This window comes from Methylobacterium sp. ap11, assembly GCF_900110515.1.
GTDB classification, from domain to species: domain Bacteria; phylum Pseudomonadota; class Alphaproteobacteria; order Rhizobiales; family Beijerinckiaceae; genus Methylobacterium; species Methylobacterium ajmalii.
The window spans coordinates 283093-297920 of record NZ_FOEB01000007.1 but is presented as its reverse complement, the minus strand read 5'-3'; the positions used below and the strand labels follow the sequence as shown (position 1 = coordinate 297920).

General features: G+C 71.3%; 13 protein-coding genes, 1 tRNA gene and 2 pseudogenes. 6 read left to right on the top strand and 10 right to left on the bottom strand.

From position 1 onward, the window contains the following. Positions 1–415: 415 nt before the first annotated feature. Positions 416–1567: a glycosyltransferase gene (locus tag BMX97_RS13350; protein ID WP_091750638.1), complete on the bottom strand. Its 1152-nt coding sequence runs from the start codon at positions 1565–1567 to the stop codon at positions 416–418. A gap of 203 nt (positions 1568–1770) precedes the next feature. Here BMX97_RS13350 and BMX97_RS13345 point away from each other — a divergent pair, with 203 nt between their 5' ends. The 3 genes from BMX97_RS13345 to map all read left to right on the top strand — a co-directional run bounded on the left by BMX97_RS13345 (position 1771) and on the right by map (position 5493). Beyond that, positions 1771–3858, top strand: a complete 2088-nt coding sequence (locus tag BMX97_RS13345) for a prolyl oligopeptidase family serine peptidase (RefSeq protein ID WP_091750634.1) — start codon at positions 1771–1773, stop codon at positions 3856–3858. 106 nt (positions 3859–3964) lie between these two features. After that, on the top strand, positions 3965–4621 hold the full coding sequence (locus BMX97_RS13340; RefSeq protein ID WP_091750631.1) for a L,D-transpeptidase: 657 nt from the start codon (positions 3965–3967) through the stop codon (positions 4619–4621). Between the two features lie 116 nt (positions 4622–4737). After that, complete coding sequence (gene map / locus BMX97_RS13335) at positions 4738–5493, top strand: type I methionyl aminopeptidase (protein ID WP_091750701.1); 756 nt, start codon at positions 4738–4740, stop codon at positions 5491–5493. 177 nt (positions 5494–5670) lie between these two features. Here the strand turns inward: map and BMX97_RS13330 are convergent, their stop codons facing one another. The 4 genes from BMX97_RS13330 to BMX97_RS13315 all read right to left on the bottom strand — a co-directional run bounded on the left by BMX97_RS13330 (position 5671) and on the right by BMX97_RS13315 (position 8516). Continuing rightward, positions 5671–6585, bottom strand: a complete 915-nt coding sequence (locus tag BMX97_RS13330; RefSeq protein WP_091750628.1) for a bestrophin family protein — start codon at positions 6583–6585, stop codon at positions 5671–5673. A 119-nt stretch (positions 6586–6704) separates the two neighbouring features. Then, positions 6705–7271 carry a YceI family protein gene (locus BMX97_RS13325; protein WP_091750625.1) on the bottom strand — a complete coding sequence of 189 codons (567 nt, stop codon included), beginning with the start codon at positions 7269–7271 and terminating at the stop codon, positions 6705–6707. After that, the gene (locus BMX97_RS13320; RefSeq protein ID WP_091750621.1) at positions 7268–7873 is read right to left on the bottom strand and encodes a cytochrome b; all 606 of its coding nucleotides are present in this window, start codon (positions 7871–7873) and stop codon (positions 7268–7270) included. The genes BMX97_RS13325 and BMX97_RS13320 overlap by 4 nt, the downstream gene beginning before the upstream one ends. 28 nt (positions 7874–7901) lie before the next feature. Next, the gene (locus BMX97_RS13315; RefSeq protein WP_063919981.1) at positions 7902–8516 is read right to left on the bottom strand and encodes a YceI family protein; all 615 of its coding nucleotides are present in this window, start codon (positions 8514–8516) and stop codon (positions 7902–7904) included. 125 nt (positions 8517–8641) lie between these two features. Here BMX97_RS13315 and BMX97_RS34175 point away from each other — a divergent pair, with 125 nt between their 5' ends. The 3 genes and pseudogenes from BMX97_RS34175 to BMX97_RS13300 all read left to right on the top strand — a co-directional run. Beyond that, positions 8642–9574 (top strand): LysR family transcriptional regulator, encoded by a 933-nt coding sequence (locus tag BMX97_RS34175; protein ID WP_091750619.1) that lies wholly within the window; start codon positions 8642–8644, stop codon positions 9572–9574. 92 nt (positions 9575–9666) lie between these two features. Beyond that, positions 9667–9758, top strand: a tRNA-Ser gene (locus BMX97_RS13305). Positions 9759–10404: 646 nt separating this feature from the next. Next, a pseudogene (locus BMX97_RS13300) lies at positions 10405–11106 on the top strand (strawberry notch C-terminal domain-containing protein); the annotation flags it as partial. A 206-nt stretch (positions 11107–11312) separates the two neighbouring features. Here the strand turns inward: BMX97_RS13300 and BMX97_RS13295 are convergent. The 5 genes and pseudogenes from BMX97_RS13295 to ftsE form a co-directional block, all read right to left on the bottom strand. Next, a pseudogene (locus tag BMX97_RS13295) lies at positions 11313–12134 on the bottom strand (IS5 family transposase). Further along, positions 12032–12502, bottom strand: a complete 471-nt coding sequence (locus tag BMX97_RS33660) for a hypothetical protein (RefSeq protein ID WP_244538407.1) — start codon at positions 12500–12502, stop codon at positions 12032–12034. The pseudogene BMX97_RS13295 and the gene BMX97_RS33660 overlap by 103 nt, the downstream one beginning before the upstream one ends. Further along, positions 12493–13086, bottom strand: coding sequence for a transposase (locus tag BMX97_RS13290; RefSeq protein WP_244538406.1), 594 nt, complete (start codon positions 13084–13086; stop codon positions 12493–12495). The genes BMX97_RS33660 and BMX97_RS13290 overlap by 10 nt, the downstream gene beginning before the upstream one ends. Next, complete coding sequence (locus tag BMX97_RS13285) at positions 13086–14045, bottom strand: cell division protein FtsX (protein ID WP_091750617.1); 960 nt, start codon at positions 14043–14045, stop codon at positions 13086–13088. Before BMX97_RS13285 ends, BMX97_RS13290 begins: the two co-directional genes overlap by 1 nt. 18 nt (positions 14046–14063) lie before the next feature. Next, positions 14064–14783 carry a cell division ATP-binding protein FtsE gene (ftsE, locus tag BMX97_RS13280; protein WP_048430649.1) on the bottom strand — a complete coding sequence of 240 codons (720 nt, stop codon included), beginning with the start codon at positions 14781–14783 and terminating at the stop codon, positions 14064–14066. Positions 14784–14828: the final 45 nt, after the last annotated feature.

Sequence of the window (14828 nt, the reverse complement as noted above, 5' to 3'; positions counted from 1 at the left end):
CTCAAGTTGAAGAGCTGATCATAGCTGATCACAATAGTAACGGAGGCTCACGACCGACCGGCGTTTCCACCTGATCGTGTGAGCACCGAAACGTCGGACCAGCATCATCCTACTCACGACCAGACCCGAAGATCCGATCCGCAGGGACGACGCCGTCCACGCTTCTCTTTCTCGTATGAACTTGTCAAAGAGCGGGCCGGGCGAACCCAGCATCCATCGGCGAAAACAGGACCAGCGCCTGACCAAGGTCAGGCTTGCCGGCCCGGACTGTCTCGAAGATGGCTCAGCGCCCGGGCCGCTGTCGCGGCCGGCGCCGATGGGTGGTCGTATAGGCTCGGGGTTTCGGGCAGTCAACACCCTTTCTCCGGCCGAGCTTCGAGAAAATGCCCCTCCCCTGCCGGGGACGAGGCCTCGGCTACGGGAGTGCGGCCGGGGCATCGGCCGCGAGGCGGGCCGGCTTGGTGCGGATGTCCATGGCGTTGCCGCGCCAGACGATGTCGCGGGCGACCCAGGCGGCGAGCCAGATCGGGACGAAGAGCAGGTCGCGGGCAAGGCATGCCAGCGGGAAGCGCCACGACCACGGCCAGCCGTTGCGGGCGGCGAGCCGCCACTCGGCGCCGTACCAGGCCGCGGCGGTGCCGAGCATCGCCGCGACGCCGGCAAGCCCGCCCCCGGCCGCCGGATAGGCGGCGAGCATCGGGATCACCGCGCCGGTGCCGATCTCGGGGGCGAAGAACAGAGGGAAGGTGACCCGGCGCAGGCGCGCCCAGCGCAACTGGCGCGACCACACCTCGGCGGCCCGGCGCGGCCCGAGCGGCTGGGCGAAGGGCGAGGCGACGAGATGGACTTTCCGGCCCATGGCGCGCACCAGCTTGGTGGCGGCGGCGTCCTCGGCGATCTCGGCGGCGAGCGCCCGGATCCCGCCCCGGCTGTCGAGGAGCGGCCGGTACCAGAGCATGCTCTTGCCCTGGGCAAAGCCCAGGCCCAGCGCCTCGCCGACATATTGCCAGCGTGCCTGCAGGGTATTGAGGAAGCTGCACTCGACCTCGGCCCAGAAGCTGCCCGGCCGCGTGCCGACCGGCGTCGAGCAGACGAGGCCGGTGTCGGACCGCCACGCGGCGCGCAGGCGCTGGATGTAGTCCTCCGGCATCAGCACGTTCGAATCGGCCAGCACGATCCAGTCGTGGCGCGCCTCGTCCCAGCCGCGGATGCAGTTGTTGAGCTTGGGATTGTCGCTCACCCGCTCGTCGCCGACGATCAGCCTGGCCGGGACGCCCGGATGCATCGCGATCAGCCGCTCGACGAGCGGCACGATCGGATCGGTGGCGCGGGCCACGCAGAAGATCAGCTCGTAGTGCGGATAGGCTAGGCGGAAGCCCGAACCCAGCGTCTCCTCGCTGTAGGTCTCGAGGCCGCAGACCGGGCGCACCACGGTGACCGGCGCGTCCTGAAGCCCGGCGGAGGCCGGGTCCGGCCGGCCGAGCCGGCGCAGCGCGATGGCGAGGCTCGCGAGGTTGATGACCGTGAGGGCGAGGCAGATGATGGCGGCAAGGCCGGTACCGGTCATGCGGGTCCTCCCGGGCCGGTCGAGACCCGCGCCCTCCCCTCCCCTCAAACAGATCGGCTGTTGCAACCGTATGACGGCAGCGCATGCGCCGGACCGGTGTTTCCCGGCCGCATCACCCGGGCGGCGGCGGCCTGGACCCCGCCCGCCGCCGGGTTAGATGATCCGGCGAGATCTTTCGACGTTCGCGAACCGACGAGTCCGGCATGCCGCACCAGCCCGATCCCCGCCCGACCCTCCAGGCCCCGGACGACGACCCGTATCTCTGGCTCGAGGAGGTCGACGGCGCGCGGGCGCTGGCCTGGGTCGAGGCGCAGAACGCCGACACCCTCGCGGCCTACGCCGACGGGCGCTACGCTGCCGACCGCGACGGCCTCAAGGCCGCCCTCGACCGGCCCGACAAGATCCCGGGCGTCACCCGGCGCGGCGGCCTCCTCTACAACCTGTGGCAGGATGCCGGGCATCCCCGCGGCCTGTGGCGGCGCACGACGGAAGGCGAGTACCGCAAGGCCGATCCCGCCTGGGAGGTGCTCCTCGACCTCGACGCGCTGGCCCGCGACGAGGGCCAGGACTGGGTGTGGAGCGGCGCCGCCAGCCTGCCGAAGAGCCACGCCCGGGCGCTCGTCCAGCTCTCCCGCGGTGGCGGCGACGCCACGGTGGTGCGCGAGTTCGACCTCGAGACCCGCTCCTTCGTCGAGGGCGGCTTCTCGCTGCCGGAAGCCAAGAGCATCCCGGTCTGGCTCGATCCCGACACGCTGCTGCTGGCGAGCCCGCTCGGCGGGCCGGAGCACGCGACGCCGTCGGGCTACGCCCGCACCGTGCGGCTGTGGCGGCGCGGCACCGACCCGCTCGACGCCCCGGTGATCTTTTCCGCCGGCCCGGCCAGCATGGTCGCCTACGGCTATCCCGACCGGGAGGCGAGCCCCGAGCGCCTGGTCTTCGCCGAGCGCACCGGCTTCTTCGACGGCACGATCCATCTCGGCGACCGCACCGGCCCGAAGACCCGCCTCGACATCCCGACCGATGCCGACGCGCACTGGCACCGCGGCTTCCTGGCCATCCGCCTGCGCACGCCGTGGGCGGTGGGCGGCACGACGCACCCGGCCGACAGCGTGCTCGGCATCGGGCTCGACCCGTTCCTGGAGGGCGCACGTAACTTCCAGGTGCTGTTCACCCCGGGTCCGCGCCGGGCGCTGCAGGGCTTCTTCTGGACCGGCGGGCACCTGGTCCTGTCGGTCCTCGACGACCTGAAGGCGGTTTTTCCGGTCTTCACCCCCTCGACGGACGGCTGGGCGGAGGACCGCGTCGCCGGCCTGCCGGAGCTCGGCGTCGTCAGCGTCTGGTCGATGGACGGCGAGGAGGAGGAATCGAACGGCGACCTGATGGTGGCCGCCAACGACCCCGTCACCCCCTCGACCCTGCTGACGACCCGGCCCGACCTCGCCGCCCCGACGCTGCTCAAGCAGGCACCCGCCCTGTTCGAGGCCGACGGAATGATGGTGACCCGGCACGAGGCGGTGTCGAGCGACGGCGAGCGCATCCCCTACGTCCAGGCCGGCCCGGCCGGCGAGACCGGCGAGGCGCCGGTGCACCTCTCGGGCTATGGCGGCTTCCAGGTGACGAACCTCGCCGGCTACTCGGCGGTGCTCGGCCGGCTCTGGCTCGCCAAGGGCGGCACCCGCGTGGTCGCCAACATCCGCGGCGGCGGCGAGTTCGGCACCCGCTGGCACGAGGCCGGGCGGCGCGAGGGCAAGGCGCTGACCCACGACGACTTCGCGGCGGTGGCCGCCGACCTGGTGCGCCGCGGCGTGACGACGCCCGGACGCATCGCCGCCGAGGGCGGCTCGAACGGCGGGCTCCTCATCGCCAACATGCTGACGCGCTATCCCGAGCGCTTCGGCGCGCTGTTCTGCACCGTGCCGCTGATCGACATGCGCCGCTATACCAAGCTGCTGGCCGGCGCGAGCTGGATCGCCGAGTACGGCGACCCGGAGATCCCGGAGGACTGGGCGTTCCTGCAGCATATCTCGGCCTACCACGTCGCGGAGGCCGGCAAGCCCTATCCGCCGATCCTGATCGCCACGACGCGGCGCGACGACCGGGTCCATCCGGGCCACGCCCGCAAGATGGCGGCAAAGCTCCAGGCGCTCGGCTACGATGCCCGCTTCTACGAGCCCGAGGCCGGCGGCCACTCTCACGGCAAGAACAGCGCCGAGACCGCCGCCTTCGCGGCGCTCGGCGCCGCCTTCCTGCGCCGGGCGATCGGCTGGGAGCCGGAGGTGGCCGGGAGCTGAGCGTTTCCGCAGTTCACACCCGGGAACCCGGGGGCGGCGCGCACGTCGTCCCGGCAGCGCGTGGCGTCATGCCCGCGCGTCCTGCCGGAACGGGGATCTTTCCACGATGCGCGCCGCCCTCCTCGCCGTCACCCTCTGCGTGGCCGGTGCAACCCTGGGAGCGGGCGAGGCGCGGGCGGGAATCCTGATCGCGGTCGACAAGACCACCCAGCGGATGACCGTGACGCGGGACGGGCGGACGCTCTACGACTGGCCGGTCTCCACCGGCATGGCCGGCTACAACACGCCCCGCGGCAGCTTCTCGCCGTCGCGCATGGCGGCGGATTACCGCTCGCGCGAGTGGGACGACGCGCCGATGCCGCACGCGATCTTCTTCACCGGCCGCGGTCACGCCATCCACGGCAGCGGCCATACCGGCCGCCTCGGCACCCCGGCCTCGCACGGCTGCGTGCGCCTGGCGCCGGGCAAGGCCGCGACGCTGTTCGCCCTCGTGAAGGCGGAGGGCATGGGCAACACCCGGGTGGTGATCGGCGGCGACGAGACGGCATTGGCCGGCCGTGCCTCGCCGCGGCGGGAGGCACGGCGCGACCGCCTGGACCGGGACGGCTTCGCGCAGGACGGCCTCTCCGCGGAGGCGCCGGTCGCCCGCCCGCGGCGCGGCCGCAGCGCCGATCCGTGGGGCGACGCCGGCTGGCAGCCGGTCGGGGCGGCCTATCCGCCGGCCTATGGCGGGACCTACTACACCGTCGTTCCGGGCTACTGAGCGCGCGGGCCGCGGCGCGGTTGCGCGCGCCCGCGCATCGCGGCTTTGCCGCGCCCCGCCGCGATGGCACAAGCGGCCCGTCGCGGCCCCGTCCGGCCGCGCCGGGAGCCATGGCGATGACGGTTTCGAGCGACGACGAGCTGGAGGCCCTGCGGCGGATCGGCCGCATCGTCGCCGACGCCCTGGAGGCGATGGGCCGGGCGATCGAGCCCGGCATGACCACGGCCGAGCTCGACCGGATCGGCCGGGCGCACCTGGAGCGGGCCGGCGCCCGCTCGGCGCCCGAGGCGGTCTACGGTTTTCCCGGCGCGACCTGCATCAGCGTCAACGAGGAGGTCGCCCACGGCATCCCGGGGGAGCGCCGGATCGCGCCGGGCGACCTCGTCAACATCGACGTCTCGGCCGAGAAGGACGGCTACTTCTCCGATACCGGCGCGTCCTTCGCGGTGCCGCCGGTGACCCGGGCGGTGGAACGGCTGTGCCGGGACGGGCGCCGGGCGATGTGGACCGGTCTGCGCCAGGTCGGGACCGGCAAGCCGCTCGCGGACATCGGCCGGGCGGTCGGCGCCTTCGCGCAGAAGAACGGCTACACGCTGGTGCGCAACCTCGCGAGCCACGGGATCGGCATCTCGCTGCACGAGGAACCGACCGAGATCGCGACCTGGCCCGACGCCTCCGAGCGCCGGATCATGACGGATGGGCTGGTCTTCACCGTCGAGCCGTTCCTGTCGCTGGGCGCCGACTACGCCGAGAGCGGCGAGGACGATCCCTGGACCCTCTACAGCCGGCCGCGCGCGCTCACGGTGCAGTACGAGCACACGGTGGTGGCGACCCGCAACGGGCCGCTCGTCCTCACCATGCCGGGGGCCTAAGAGGCTATGCCATAATGCCAAGCTTCCCCGCCAGGAGACGAAGCGCGGCAGTCGGTCCAAGTGGGATAGCCTTTAAGCATCATTCGCCGAAGTGGTCATCGGTTCGGCGGCGGAAACGATGCAAAAGCAAAAGGCTCAGCAGAGTTGCCCTGCGCAACTCTGCTGAGCGGGCGCGCGTCACCGCAGCCAGTAGCGCTCCGGGCTGAGCGGCGGCGGCACCGGGGCACCGAGGGCATCCTGCACGATGCCGTCGATCCCGCGCAGGAGCGCGTCGAGGGGCAGGTCGTTGGCGGCCGAGCCGAACGGCTCCTCCAGCTCGTCGCCCAGCGCGTCGAGGCCGAAGAACGTGTAGGCGACCAGCGCCGTCGCCACCGGCGTTCCCCAGCCGAGGGACGCGGCGAGGCCGAAGGGCAGGAGCAGGCAGTAGAGCCAGGCGGTGCGGTAGAGGAGCAGCGTGTAGGCGAAGGGCAGAGGCGTGCCCTGGATGCGCTCGCAGGCCGCCTGCACCCCCGACAAGCCGGCGAGCTTCTGCTCGAGGAGCCCGAACGACAGGTCGCTCAAGGTCCCCTCGCGCATCGCCCCGGCGAGATCGGCGGCGAGGCCCGACAGCGCCGCGTCGGCCGGGCTGGCGCGGGAGGCGAGGCGACCGCGCTCTGCCTCCGGCAGGTGGGGAGCGGCGGCGGCCGCGTCGTCCTGCCCGCGCAGGCGGGCGTGCAGGGCGTGGGCGAAGCCCGCGAGGCGCTCGAGGCAGCGGCGGCGGCGGGCGTCGTCCTCCGGCAGCAGCGCCCCGAGCAGCCGGGCCAACCCGCGGGCCTCGACGACCAGGCTGCCCCAGACCTTCCGGGCCTCCCACCAGCGGTCGTAGCAGGCGTTGTTGCGGAAGCTGAGGAAGATCGAGAGCGCGAGCCCGATCAGGGTGAACGGCCCGATGCCGGCGGTGAGCGGGATCGCGTGGGCCCAGCCCTGCTCCGTCGCGACGACCAGGCAGGCCACCGCCGTGATGGCGGTCACCTGCGGGGCGATCTGCGGCAGGATCGACCCGCGCCACGCGAACAGGATCGCGAGGGCGCCGGGGCGGGGACGGACGATCATCGGGTGCGCACGCTCTCCGGAAGACGGTGCGCGGTCATCCGCCCCCGGACGGCCGGGGTCAAGCGCCCGTCCGCCGCCGGACTTCTCAGCAGCCGGACCGGCTCAGCCACCGGACTTTCTCAGCCTCCGGACTTGGCGCTCGCCGTCACGTCGATATCCACCCCCACCTGCAGGGCGACCATCGAGTCGTTGGCCCAGGAGCCCTGGCCGACGCCGTAATCGGTGCGCACGAGGTCGAGGTGCCCGACCGCGTGGGCGGTGCCGCCCGAGACCGTGAGCGTGAACGGCAGGGTCACGTCCTTGCGCAGGCCGCGAATCGTCAGCGTGCCGACCGCGTCGTAGGCGTCGCCGCCCTTGGCCACGAAGCGGGTCGCCTCGAAGCGGGCCTGCTTGTCCTTGCTGGTGTTGAACCAGTCGGCCTGCGGCAGCGCCTCGTCGCGCTGCTTGTCGCCGGTCTCGGCGCTGGTGAGGTCGATCAGCACCACCGCCTTGCCGGCTTCGGGCTTCGCCGGATCGAAGTCGATCCTGGCGTCGTAGCGGGTGAAGCGGCCCTTGAAGGGGGCGCCGACCTGGGTGCCCGAGAAGCCGATGCGGCTCTTGGCCGGATCGACGGTCCAGTCGGCAGCCTGCGCGGCGAGAGGGGCGGCGAACAGGCCGAGGGCGAGGGCGAGGCGGAAGGGGATCATCGCGAGGAAACCTCGGGTTTCGCGCTCGCGCGCCGCACCAGGGGCAGCATCCGCCACAGGGTGTCGTCGCGCAGCACGAGGTGATGGCGCAGGGCCGCGCCGACATGCAGGAGGAGGAGCGCCATCAGCAGCCAGGCGCCGGTGCTGTGCACGAGCTTCAGCACGCCCTCGACCGCCGCCTTGTTGGGCATCTCGGGCAGGACCGGCAGGTGCGGCCACGGGATCACCCCGTAGAGCACCGTCGGGATGTTGTAGGGCGAGGCCGAGACCATCGCCCAGCCGACGAGCGGCATGGCGAGAAGCAGGCCGTAGAGCGCGAGATGCGCAGCGGACGCCGCCCGCCGCTCGGCCTTCGGCATCGCCGCGGGCAGCGGCGGGGGCTTGTGAAACAGGCGCCAGGCGAGGCGGACGCCCATCAGCACCAGCACCGTGAGGCCGACGGACTTGTGCCACTGGTAGAAGGCGAAGCGGTCCATCGGCGAGAGCGGGCCGCGCGTCATCGCGAGGCCCAGTCCCAGCAGGACCAGGATGCCGAGGGCGATCAGCCAGTGCAGCACGATCGCGACGAGGGTGTAGCGACGGGGCGTCGCGACCGTGTGCATGACAATGTCGCCTTCGGCTCCGACCCGATTAGTCCTTGCGCTCGAAGGCGCCGTTGAGGACGAGGTGGACCTCGTCGCTGATCGCCGGCACGAAGGTCTTCACGCCGAAATCCGAGCGCTTGATGGTGCCCTTGGCCTCGAAGCCGACCGTGACCTTCTTGTTCATCGGGTTGGCGCCGGCACCGACCAGCGTCACCTCGAGGGTCACGGGCTTCGTCACGCCGTGCAGGGTCAGGTCGCCGACGACCTTGGCCTTGTCCTTGCCCTCGGGCGTCACCTTGGTCGAGGTGAAGGTCATCTCGGGGAACTGGGCGACGTCGAGCCACTTGTCGCTCTTCAGCGAGTCGACGAGATGCTGGCTCGGCGCGTAGAGCGACTTCACCGGCACGGTCACCTTCAGGCGGCTCTCGGCGGGCTTGGCCGGCTGCAGCTCGAGGCTGCCCGACACGTCCGAGAAGATGCCCGTATACGGCGAGAAGCCGAAATGGTTGACCGTGAACAGGGCCTGGGTGTGGTTCGGGTCGACCACGTAGGTGCCCGCCTGGATCTGGGCGGGGTCACGGGTCGCGGCCCCTTGCGCCACGGCCGGGGCGGCGAGGGCGAGACCGGCGGCGAGGCCGAGGGCGAGGACGGACAGCTTCACGAGAACACTCCGTGTCGTCGGGGTCGCGCGGGGCCCCGACCGGGTCCTCCGCACTGGCAACCCCTCGTGCGGCGCTGGGCTTAAGCCGGTTCCGTCGCGGGCGTAAGACCGCTAAACCGGGACACATGGTTGCTGGTTCGGAAACCTTCCGGGGTGCGCTCTCCGACGTGAGGGCGTTTTGTGCCGTCGTCGATCACGGAACCGTGACCCAGGCGGCAGAGGTTCTGGGCGAGACCAAGGGCAGCATCTCGCGCCGGGTCTCGCGGCTGGAGCAGGAACTCGGCGTCACCCTGCTCGCCCGCACGCCGCGGGCGGTCTCTCCGACGGTGGAGGGCCTGGCCTTCCACGCCAAGGCGCAGGAGAGCCTGGCGCTCCTCGACGGGGCGCTGGAGACGGCCCGGGACGCCCGCACCCTGCCCCGCGGCCACCTGCGGGTCACCACCTCGATCGATTTCGGCATCGAGGTGATGCCCGACCTCGTGGCGAGCTTCCGGGCGCGCTACCCGCAGGTGACGATCGACCTCCTCATCACCGACACCCGCCTCGACCTCGCGGCCAACCGCATCGACCTGGCGCTGCGCCTCGGCAGCGGCGAGGGTCAGGACGGCGGCTACCGCGCCCCGGTGCTGGCGCACCTGATGATCGGCCTCTACGCCGCGCCGGCCTACCTCTCGGCCCGCGGCGCCCCCGCGACCCTCGACGACCTCGCGGGCCACGACCTGATCCTCTCGCGCGAGCGCCTCGGAGCCGCGCCGGTACGGCTGTCCGACGGGCAGGGCCGGGAGGGCCACATCACCACCCGGCCGGCCGTTCGCGCCACCGACTACGCCACCGTGCTGCGCCTGACCCGGGCCGGCGCCGGGATCGGCCACATCCCGAGCCTGGTGGCGGCCCAGGCGCTGAGGGACGGCGCCCTGGTGCCGGTGCTGCCCGACTGGGCGAGCCGCGGCGGCGTACTCCGCGCCGTCAGCCTCGCCGGCCGCGAATTGCCGGCCCGGGTCCGGCTGTTCCGCGACCACGTCCGCCTCGGCCTCGCGGCGATGCGCGAGGCGGCCTGAGGGCGCTCGCGCTGGTCCACGGCCTGCCCCGCGATCGCCCCGACGAAACCGGTTGACCGCGCCCCGCCGATTCCCTAGAGCGTTGGCCCACCGGAGACGTGGCCGAGCGGCTGAAGGCACTCGTTTGCTAAATGAGCAAGCCCCGAAAGGGGCTTCGAGGGTTCGAATCCCTCCGTCTCCGCCACTCATGCGCGACCCTCGCTAAGTGGCTGATTTTCAAGGGGATGCCGGGTCATCTACGACCGCATTTCCACCCGGTTTATACCCGGAGCCCAGGGGCTCATCACCACCCGCCCGCCGGGCCCCATCCACAGATTCAGTTAGCCGACCCTTACCTCAGACGAGGCCACCGAGCGCGTCGAGGTCCTCGGGCGGGCAAGGCGGCAGGGGCCAGGGCCTCGCGCCTGCGCCGCATCTCCCAGCTACGCGTGTATGCCGGCAGGATCTTCGCCCAGGCTTTCTGGTCGGCGAGGTGCATCCCCCGGTGCGCCTCCTCGAACGTCGTTCGGGCGTCGGAGACGAGCGTGGCGAGCCCGTGGAACCGTGCGAACTGCTCCGCGGGAACAGGGACCAGCCAGGCGGGGTGGATCTCGGCCTCGGCCGCGCCCAGCCGCCCGACGTAGTCTCGGACCGTGGGTGTGATCTCCTCGGCATGACGGACGCGGGCCGCCTCGCGCTGGCCGGCGCCCCGAGCGCTCTTGGCGCGGACGCCATCAGCATCGAGGCGACGCCACCCGCCGTTGCCCATCCGCTCGAACAAGGGGTCCCGGCGGACCATCGCGAACATCTGCCGTCCGTACGGCGGCTCCTCCCGAAGCACCCCGAGCCGGAGCCGCGAGGCGGTCGAGGCCCGCGACGGCCTGATCGAGCACCTGTGCGGTCTCAGCCCCGTGCAATCGGCCCTCGACCAGATCCTCCACCACTTCGGGACCGGCGCCGTCGCCGAGATCACCGGCCGCTCGCGCCGGATCGTGCGCCAGGCGGGCCCGGACGGGGTCGACCGGCTCGTGCTCCGGAACCGGCCGGCGGGGGCCAACCTGTCCGAGACCCAGGCCTTCCAGGACGACGAGACGCGGATCCTGGTGTTCTCGGATGCCGGCGGCACCGGGCGCAGCTACCATGCCAACCGCGGCGCGAAGAACCAGCGCCTGCGCGTCCACTACCTGCTCGAGGCCGGCTGGAAGGCCGACGCGGCCGTGCAGGGCCTGGGCCGGACCAACCGCACCAACCAGGCGCAGGCCCCGCTGTTTCGCCCGGTGACGACCAACGTGAAGGGCGAGAAGCGCTTCCTCTCGACCATCGCGCGCCGCCTCGACACCCTCGGGGCCATCACGCGAGGCCAGCGCCAGACCGGCGGCCAAGGCCTGTTCCGCCCCGAGGACATCCTCGAAGGGCCCTACGCCGCGACCGCGCTGCGCCAGCTCTACTGGGCGATCGTGCGGGGCGAGATCGCGGGATGCTCGCTATCCGAGTTCGAGGCGTCGACCGGCCTCTCGCTGACCTCCGACACCGGGGCGGTGCACGAGGAGCTGACGCCGACGCTGCGCAGCCGGTCAGCACGATCTCGGGCTTCCACAGCTCGACCGTGCGGGTCTCGCCCGCCCACGGGTAGATCTCGCCGAACAGGCGCTTGTGAATCGCCGCGAAATGCGCCTGATCAAAGTTCCCGAGACCGGCTCCCTGAGAGTCCGTTAGGAAAGAATTCTCTCATAGTGATTGATGCGAGTATCCGCTCGATTTATGCAAAAAACATCGCACCGGCCGAGACATGGAGCAACTTTTCATATTCTACATTGATGCTGCGCGAGCCCGTGAGAACGCCAATGCTCCGATCTACTCGCCGTCGCTTCGGCAGGAGGACAAAGCCCTTCGACCCTTCTGGTCGAAGAACCACCTCGATCGCGCGTTTTAATCCGGACTGAACGACATTGATGAACCGCTTGTTGTACCCGCCGTCGACAACGATGGTCTCTACCTAGGGATAGAGGCGCACCAGACGCTTGACCAAAGCGAGGCCTCCATCCTGAGCCTGCACGTTGGCGGGTGTCACACTGACGGCCAACAGGCGCCCGCCGCTGTCCACCACCAGGTGTCGCTTGCGGCCGAGCACTTTCTTGCCCCCGTCATAGCCACGCTCGCCTTGCGGGGCACCGCACTTGACCGACTGGGCATCGATGATCGCAAGTGTCGGGCTGGCCTCACGTCCGTCTTTCTCGCGATCGTGCATCACGAGATAATGGTTGATACGTTCCAAGTGGCCACCATCGACCAGAACTCGCCAGTATGCATAACAGGTGCCGGACGGCGGTAGATCTTTGGGCATGGCATCCCACGGGATACCGTATCGCTGCACGTAGCGGATGCCATTGATGACGTCCCGAAGGCTGTAGGTCCGCGGCCGGCCGATCCCTTGAGCGACGGGCAGGAGCGGCTCCAACTCGCGCCATTCGCCGGGCGTCAGGTCACTCGGATATCTCTGGTTGCGGCGATCGTACCGCGGTCTGTTCTCTTTGGTCCAAACCACTGCCGAGCCATCAAGCCATCTACGACGTGCTGCCATTCCGCATAACCTTGAAATATACTTATGTCGCCCTTTCCGAACGGACTTTGAAGCCTGAAGGCTCCCGACTGACGCGACTGCCACTGCGTATCCTGCGGGCTCGGCCCGAGCAGCGTCACGGCGTGATCGCGTGTACTGGCGAGCAACAGGTCGGCATCGACGTAGCCGGCATCGACCAGGTGCGTGTCGGGGAGAAGATCGTGGGCTGCCAAGTCGGCATGGATCGACCCGAGTGCGTCACGGTCGGCGATCGGGGCCAGCGTGGTCGCCACGTGAGTGATCAGGCGGGGGCGATCCGCGTCGCAGGTCTCGGTGAGGTGGACCTTGTCGCCGATCCACGTCGTCGAGCGTTTCTTGGCTAAGAACACGGCCGCCAGGAGCGTGTGTCCGTCGCGGCCGATCTGTTCGGCGTGAGCCCGACGGGCCGCCTCGCCTTGCGGGACGTCCGATCGTCCATGGGTTTGGCGTAACGCTCGCCCCAGTTCTCCTCAGCGTGGGCGCGCAGCCACTCGGGAGCCGCGACGGCGAGGGCGTTGAGCGCGGCACGCAGGGTGTCGGAGGCACAGCCGAGGCGGTTGAGGCTGCGCACGGCCCCCAGGACGTGCGTGCCGTCGGTGCGCTGACGGCCTCGCGCCACCAGGAGCCGACGCTCACGGCACAGGGCCAGGAGCGTGTCGAGCAGGAGGGGCTCGGCGTGTCCGGCCACGAGGCGAGAGCGGAACTCGCCGAGCACCGAGTCATCGAAGCCCGGGTCGGTGAGATCGAGGCCCAGGAGGTCCTTGCAGTCGACGCGGCTACGGGCCGCCTCGGCCGCGCGGCGATCCGAGAGGTTCTCGGCGAATTGCGGCACGGTGACGAGCGCCAGCCGCCAGGGCGCTTCGGCCGAACGGCCGCGGGCGGAGAACAATGCCGTGAGATGCGAGATCCGGAAGCCATCGTCCGGATCTCGCATCAGTCGAGGAAGCGCCGCACCGTGAGCCGCGAGACGACCGCGGTGACGACCGAGGCGATGACGCCGATCAGCACCACGCTGGCATAGCCGCGCCAGCCGATGGCGAAGCCGCCGAACAGGGCCTCGATCTCGTCGCCGGCAGGTCCCGCGCGCCAGACCCGGGCGAGCGCGCCGCCGGCCCCGATCACGGCGAGCGCCGCCGCCGCCCCGATCGCCCCGCCGCGTAGGCCCAGACGGAAGAAGCGGCGCTGGAACTCGCGGGCGATGAAGTCGGCGTCGGCGCCGACGAAGTGCAGCACCTCCACCACCTCGCGGTTGCCCGCCATGGCGCCGCGGGTCGCGAAGGTGACGGCGAGCCCGGTGGCGACGAGTACCAGCCCGACGATGGCGACGCCGACGCCGACCACGGTGTTGGCCATGGTCGAGAGGCGCGAGAGCCAGAGCGCGTGGTCGTCGAGGCTCGCCACCCCGGGCAGGGCGTCGGCCAGGCGCCGGCGCAGGTCGCCGAGGTCGGGCGTGCCGGAGCCCAGCCGCACCGTGATCAGGCGCGGCACCGGCAGGTCGCCGAGGTCGAGGCCGCTGCCGAGCCAGGGCTCGAGCAGGCGCTCGGATTCCGTCTTGGTGAAGGGCCGCGTCGCCGCGATGCCGGGCGTGGCCGAGGCGAGCGCCGCCGCCTTGGCGACGTCGGCGTCGGTGTCGCGGCCCGGGCTCGGGCGGACCTGGATCGTCACCTCCTGGGCCACCGAGCCCTGCCACTGCGCGGCGCTCGTGGCGACGATCTCGGCGCCCCCGGCGCAGAGGGCGGCGAGGAAGGTCAGGATCGCGATGACCGCGGCCAGCGCGCGGCCGGCGCTGGTGTCGGTCGGCACCAGCGGGGCGTTGCGGCGCAGCGTCGGCGGCAGGTCGGCGGCGGGCGCCGCGCGCCGCGGGGTCCGCTCCAGGGTGGCTCCCTCAGACATGATGCGTCTCCCCGCGGCTCATCCTTCGATCCGCAGGCGGTTGTTGCCGAGCACGAACCGGCGCGCGTCGACGAGGTCCATCAGGGCGAAATCGTGGGTGGCGATCAGCACCGAGGTGCCGAGGCGGTTGAGCTCGACGAACAGGCGCAGCAGGCGCCGGCCGAGCTGGGGATCGACGTTGCCGGTCGGCTCGTCGGCGAGCAGCAATTCGGGCCGGGCGATCAGCGCCCGGGCGATCGCCGCGCGCTGCTTCTCCCCGCCCGACAGGAGCGGGGGCAGGACGTGCATGCGCTCGCCGAGGCCGACCCAGCGCAGGAGTTCCACCACCTCGGCCCGGTAGCTCGTCTCGGCCCGGCCCTGGACGCGCAAGGGCAGGGCGACGTTCTCGTAGGTGGTGAGATGGTCGAGCAGGCGGAAATCCTGGAAGACCACGCCCATGCGCCGGCGCAGGGACGTCAGCGCGCCGCTCGAGATGCCGCTCACCTCCTCGCCGAACACCGAGACGAGGCCCCGGCTCGGCCGCACCGAGAGCAGGATCAGGCGCAGAAGCGTCGTCTTGCCGGCGCCCGACGGGCCGGTGAGGAACTGGAACGAGTGCGGCGCGATGGTGAAGCTGATGTCGCTCAGGACCTCGGGGCCGACCCCGTAGCGCATCCCCACATTCTCGAACCGGACCACCGGCTCGTCCATTCCGCCGAGCAGGCTGTTGCCGGTGCCCCTGTCGGTTCTCGCGTCCATCCGGTCTCCATCAAGGGTCCGAGGCCTCGGGATAGAGGCCCTTCG

Excerpts from the sequence above, each read along its gene's own strand:
- map (WP_091750701.1), top strand. The coding sequence starts at position 4,738 with ATGACGGTTTCGAGCGACGACGAGCTGGAGGCCCTGCGGCGGATCGGC.
- BMX97_RS13345 (WP_091750634.1), top strand. The coding sequence starts at position 1,771 with ATGCCGCACCAGCCCGATCCCCGCCCGACCCTCCAGGCCCCGGACGAC.
- BMX97_RS13320 (WP_091750621.1), bottom strand. The coding sequence starts at position 7,873 with ATGCACACGGTCGCGACGCCCCGTCGCTACACCCTCGTCGCGATCGTG.
- BMX97_RS13325 (WP_091750625.1), bottom strand. The coding sequence starts at position 7,271 with ATGATCCCCTTCCGCCTCGCCCTCGCCCTCGGCCTGTTCGCCGCCCCT.
- BMX97_RS13330 (WP_091750628.1), bottom strand. The coding sequence starts at position 6,585 with ATGATCGTCCGTCCCCGCCCCGGCGCCCTCGCGATCCTGTTCGCGTGG.
- BMX97_RS13285 (WP_091750617.1), bottom strand. The coding sequence starts at position 14,045 with ATGTCTGAGGGAGCCACCCTGGAGCGGACCCCGCGGCGCGCGGCGCCC.
- BMX97_RS13290 (WP_244538406.1), bottom strand. The coding sequence starts at position 13,086 with ATGCGAGATCCGGACGATGGCTTCCGGATCTCGCATCTCACGGCATTG.
- BMX97_RS34175 (WP_091750619.1), top strand. The coding sequence starts at position 8,642 with ATGGTTGCTGGTTCGGAAACCTTCCGGGGTGCGCTCTCCGACGTGAGG.
- BMX97_RS13340 (WP_091750631.1), top strand. The coding sequence starts at position 3,965 with ATGCGCGCCGCCCTCCTCGCCGTCACCCTCTGCGTGGCCGGTGCAACC.
- ftsE (WP_048430649.1), bottom strand. The coding sequence starts at position 14,783 with ATGGACGCGAGAACCGACAGGGGCACCGGCAACAGCCTGCTCGGCGGA.
- BMX97_RS13350 (WP_091750638.1), bottom strand. The coding sequence starts at position 1,567 with ATGACCGGTACCGGCCTTGCCGCCATCATCTGCCTCGCCCTCACGGTC.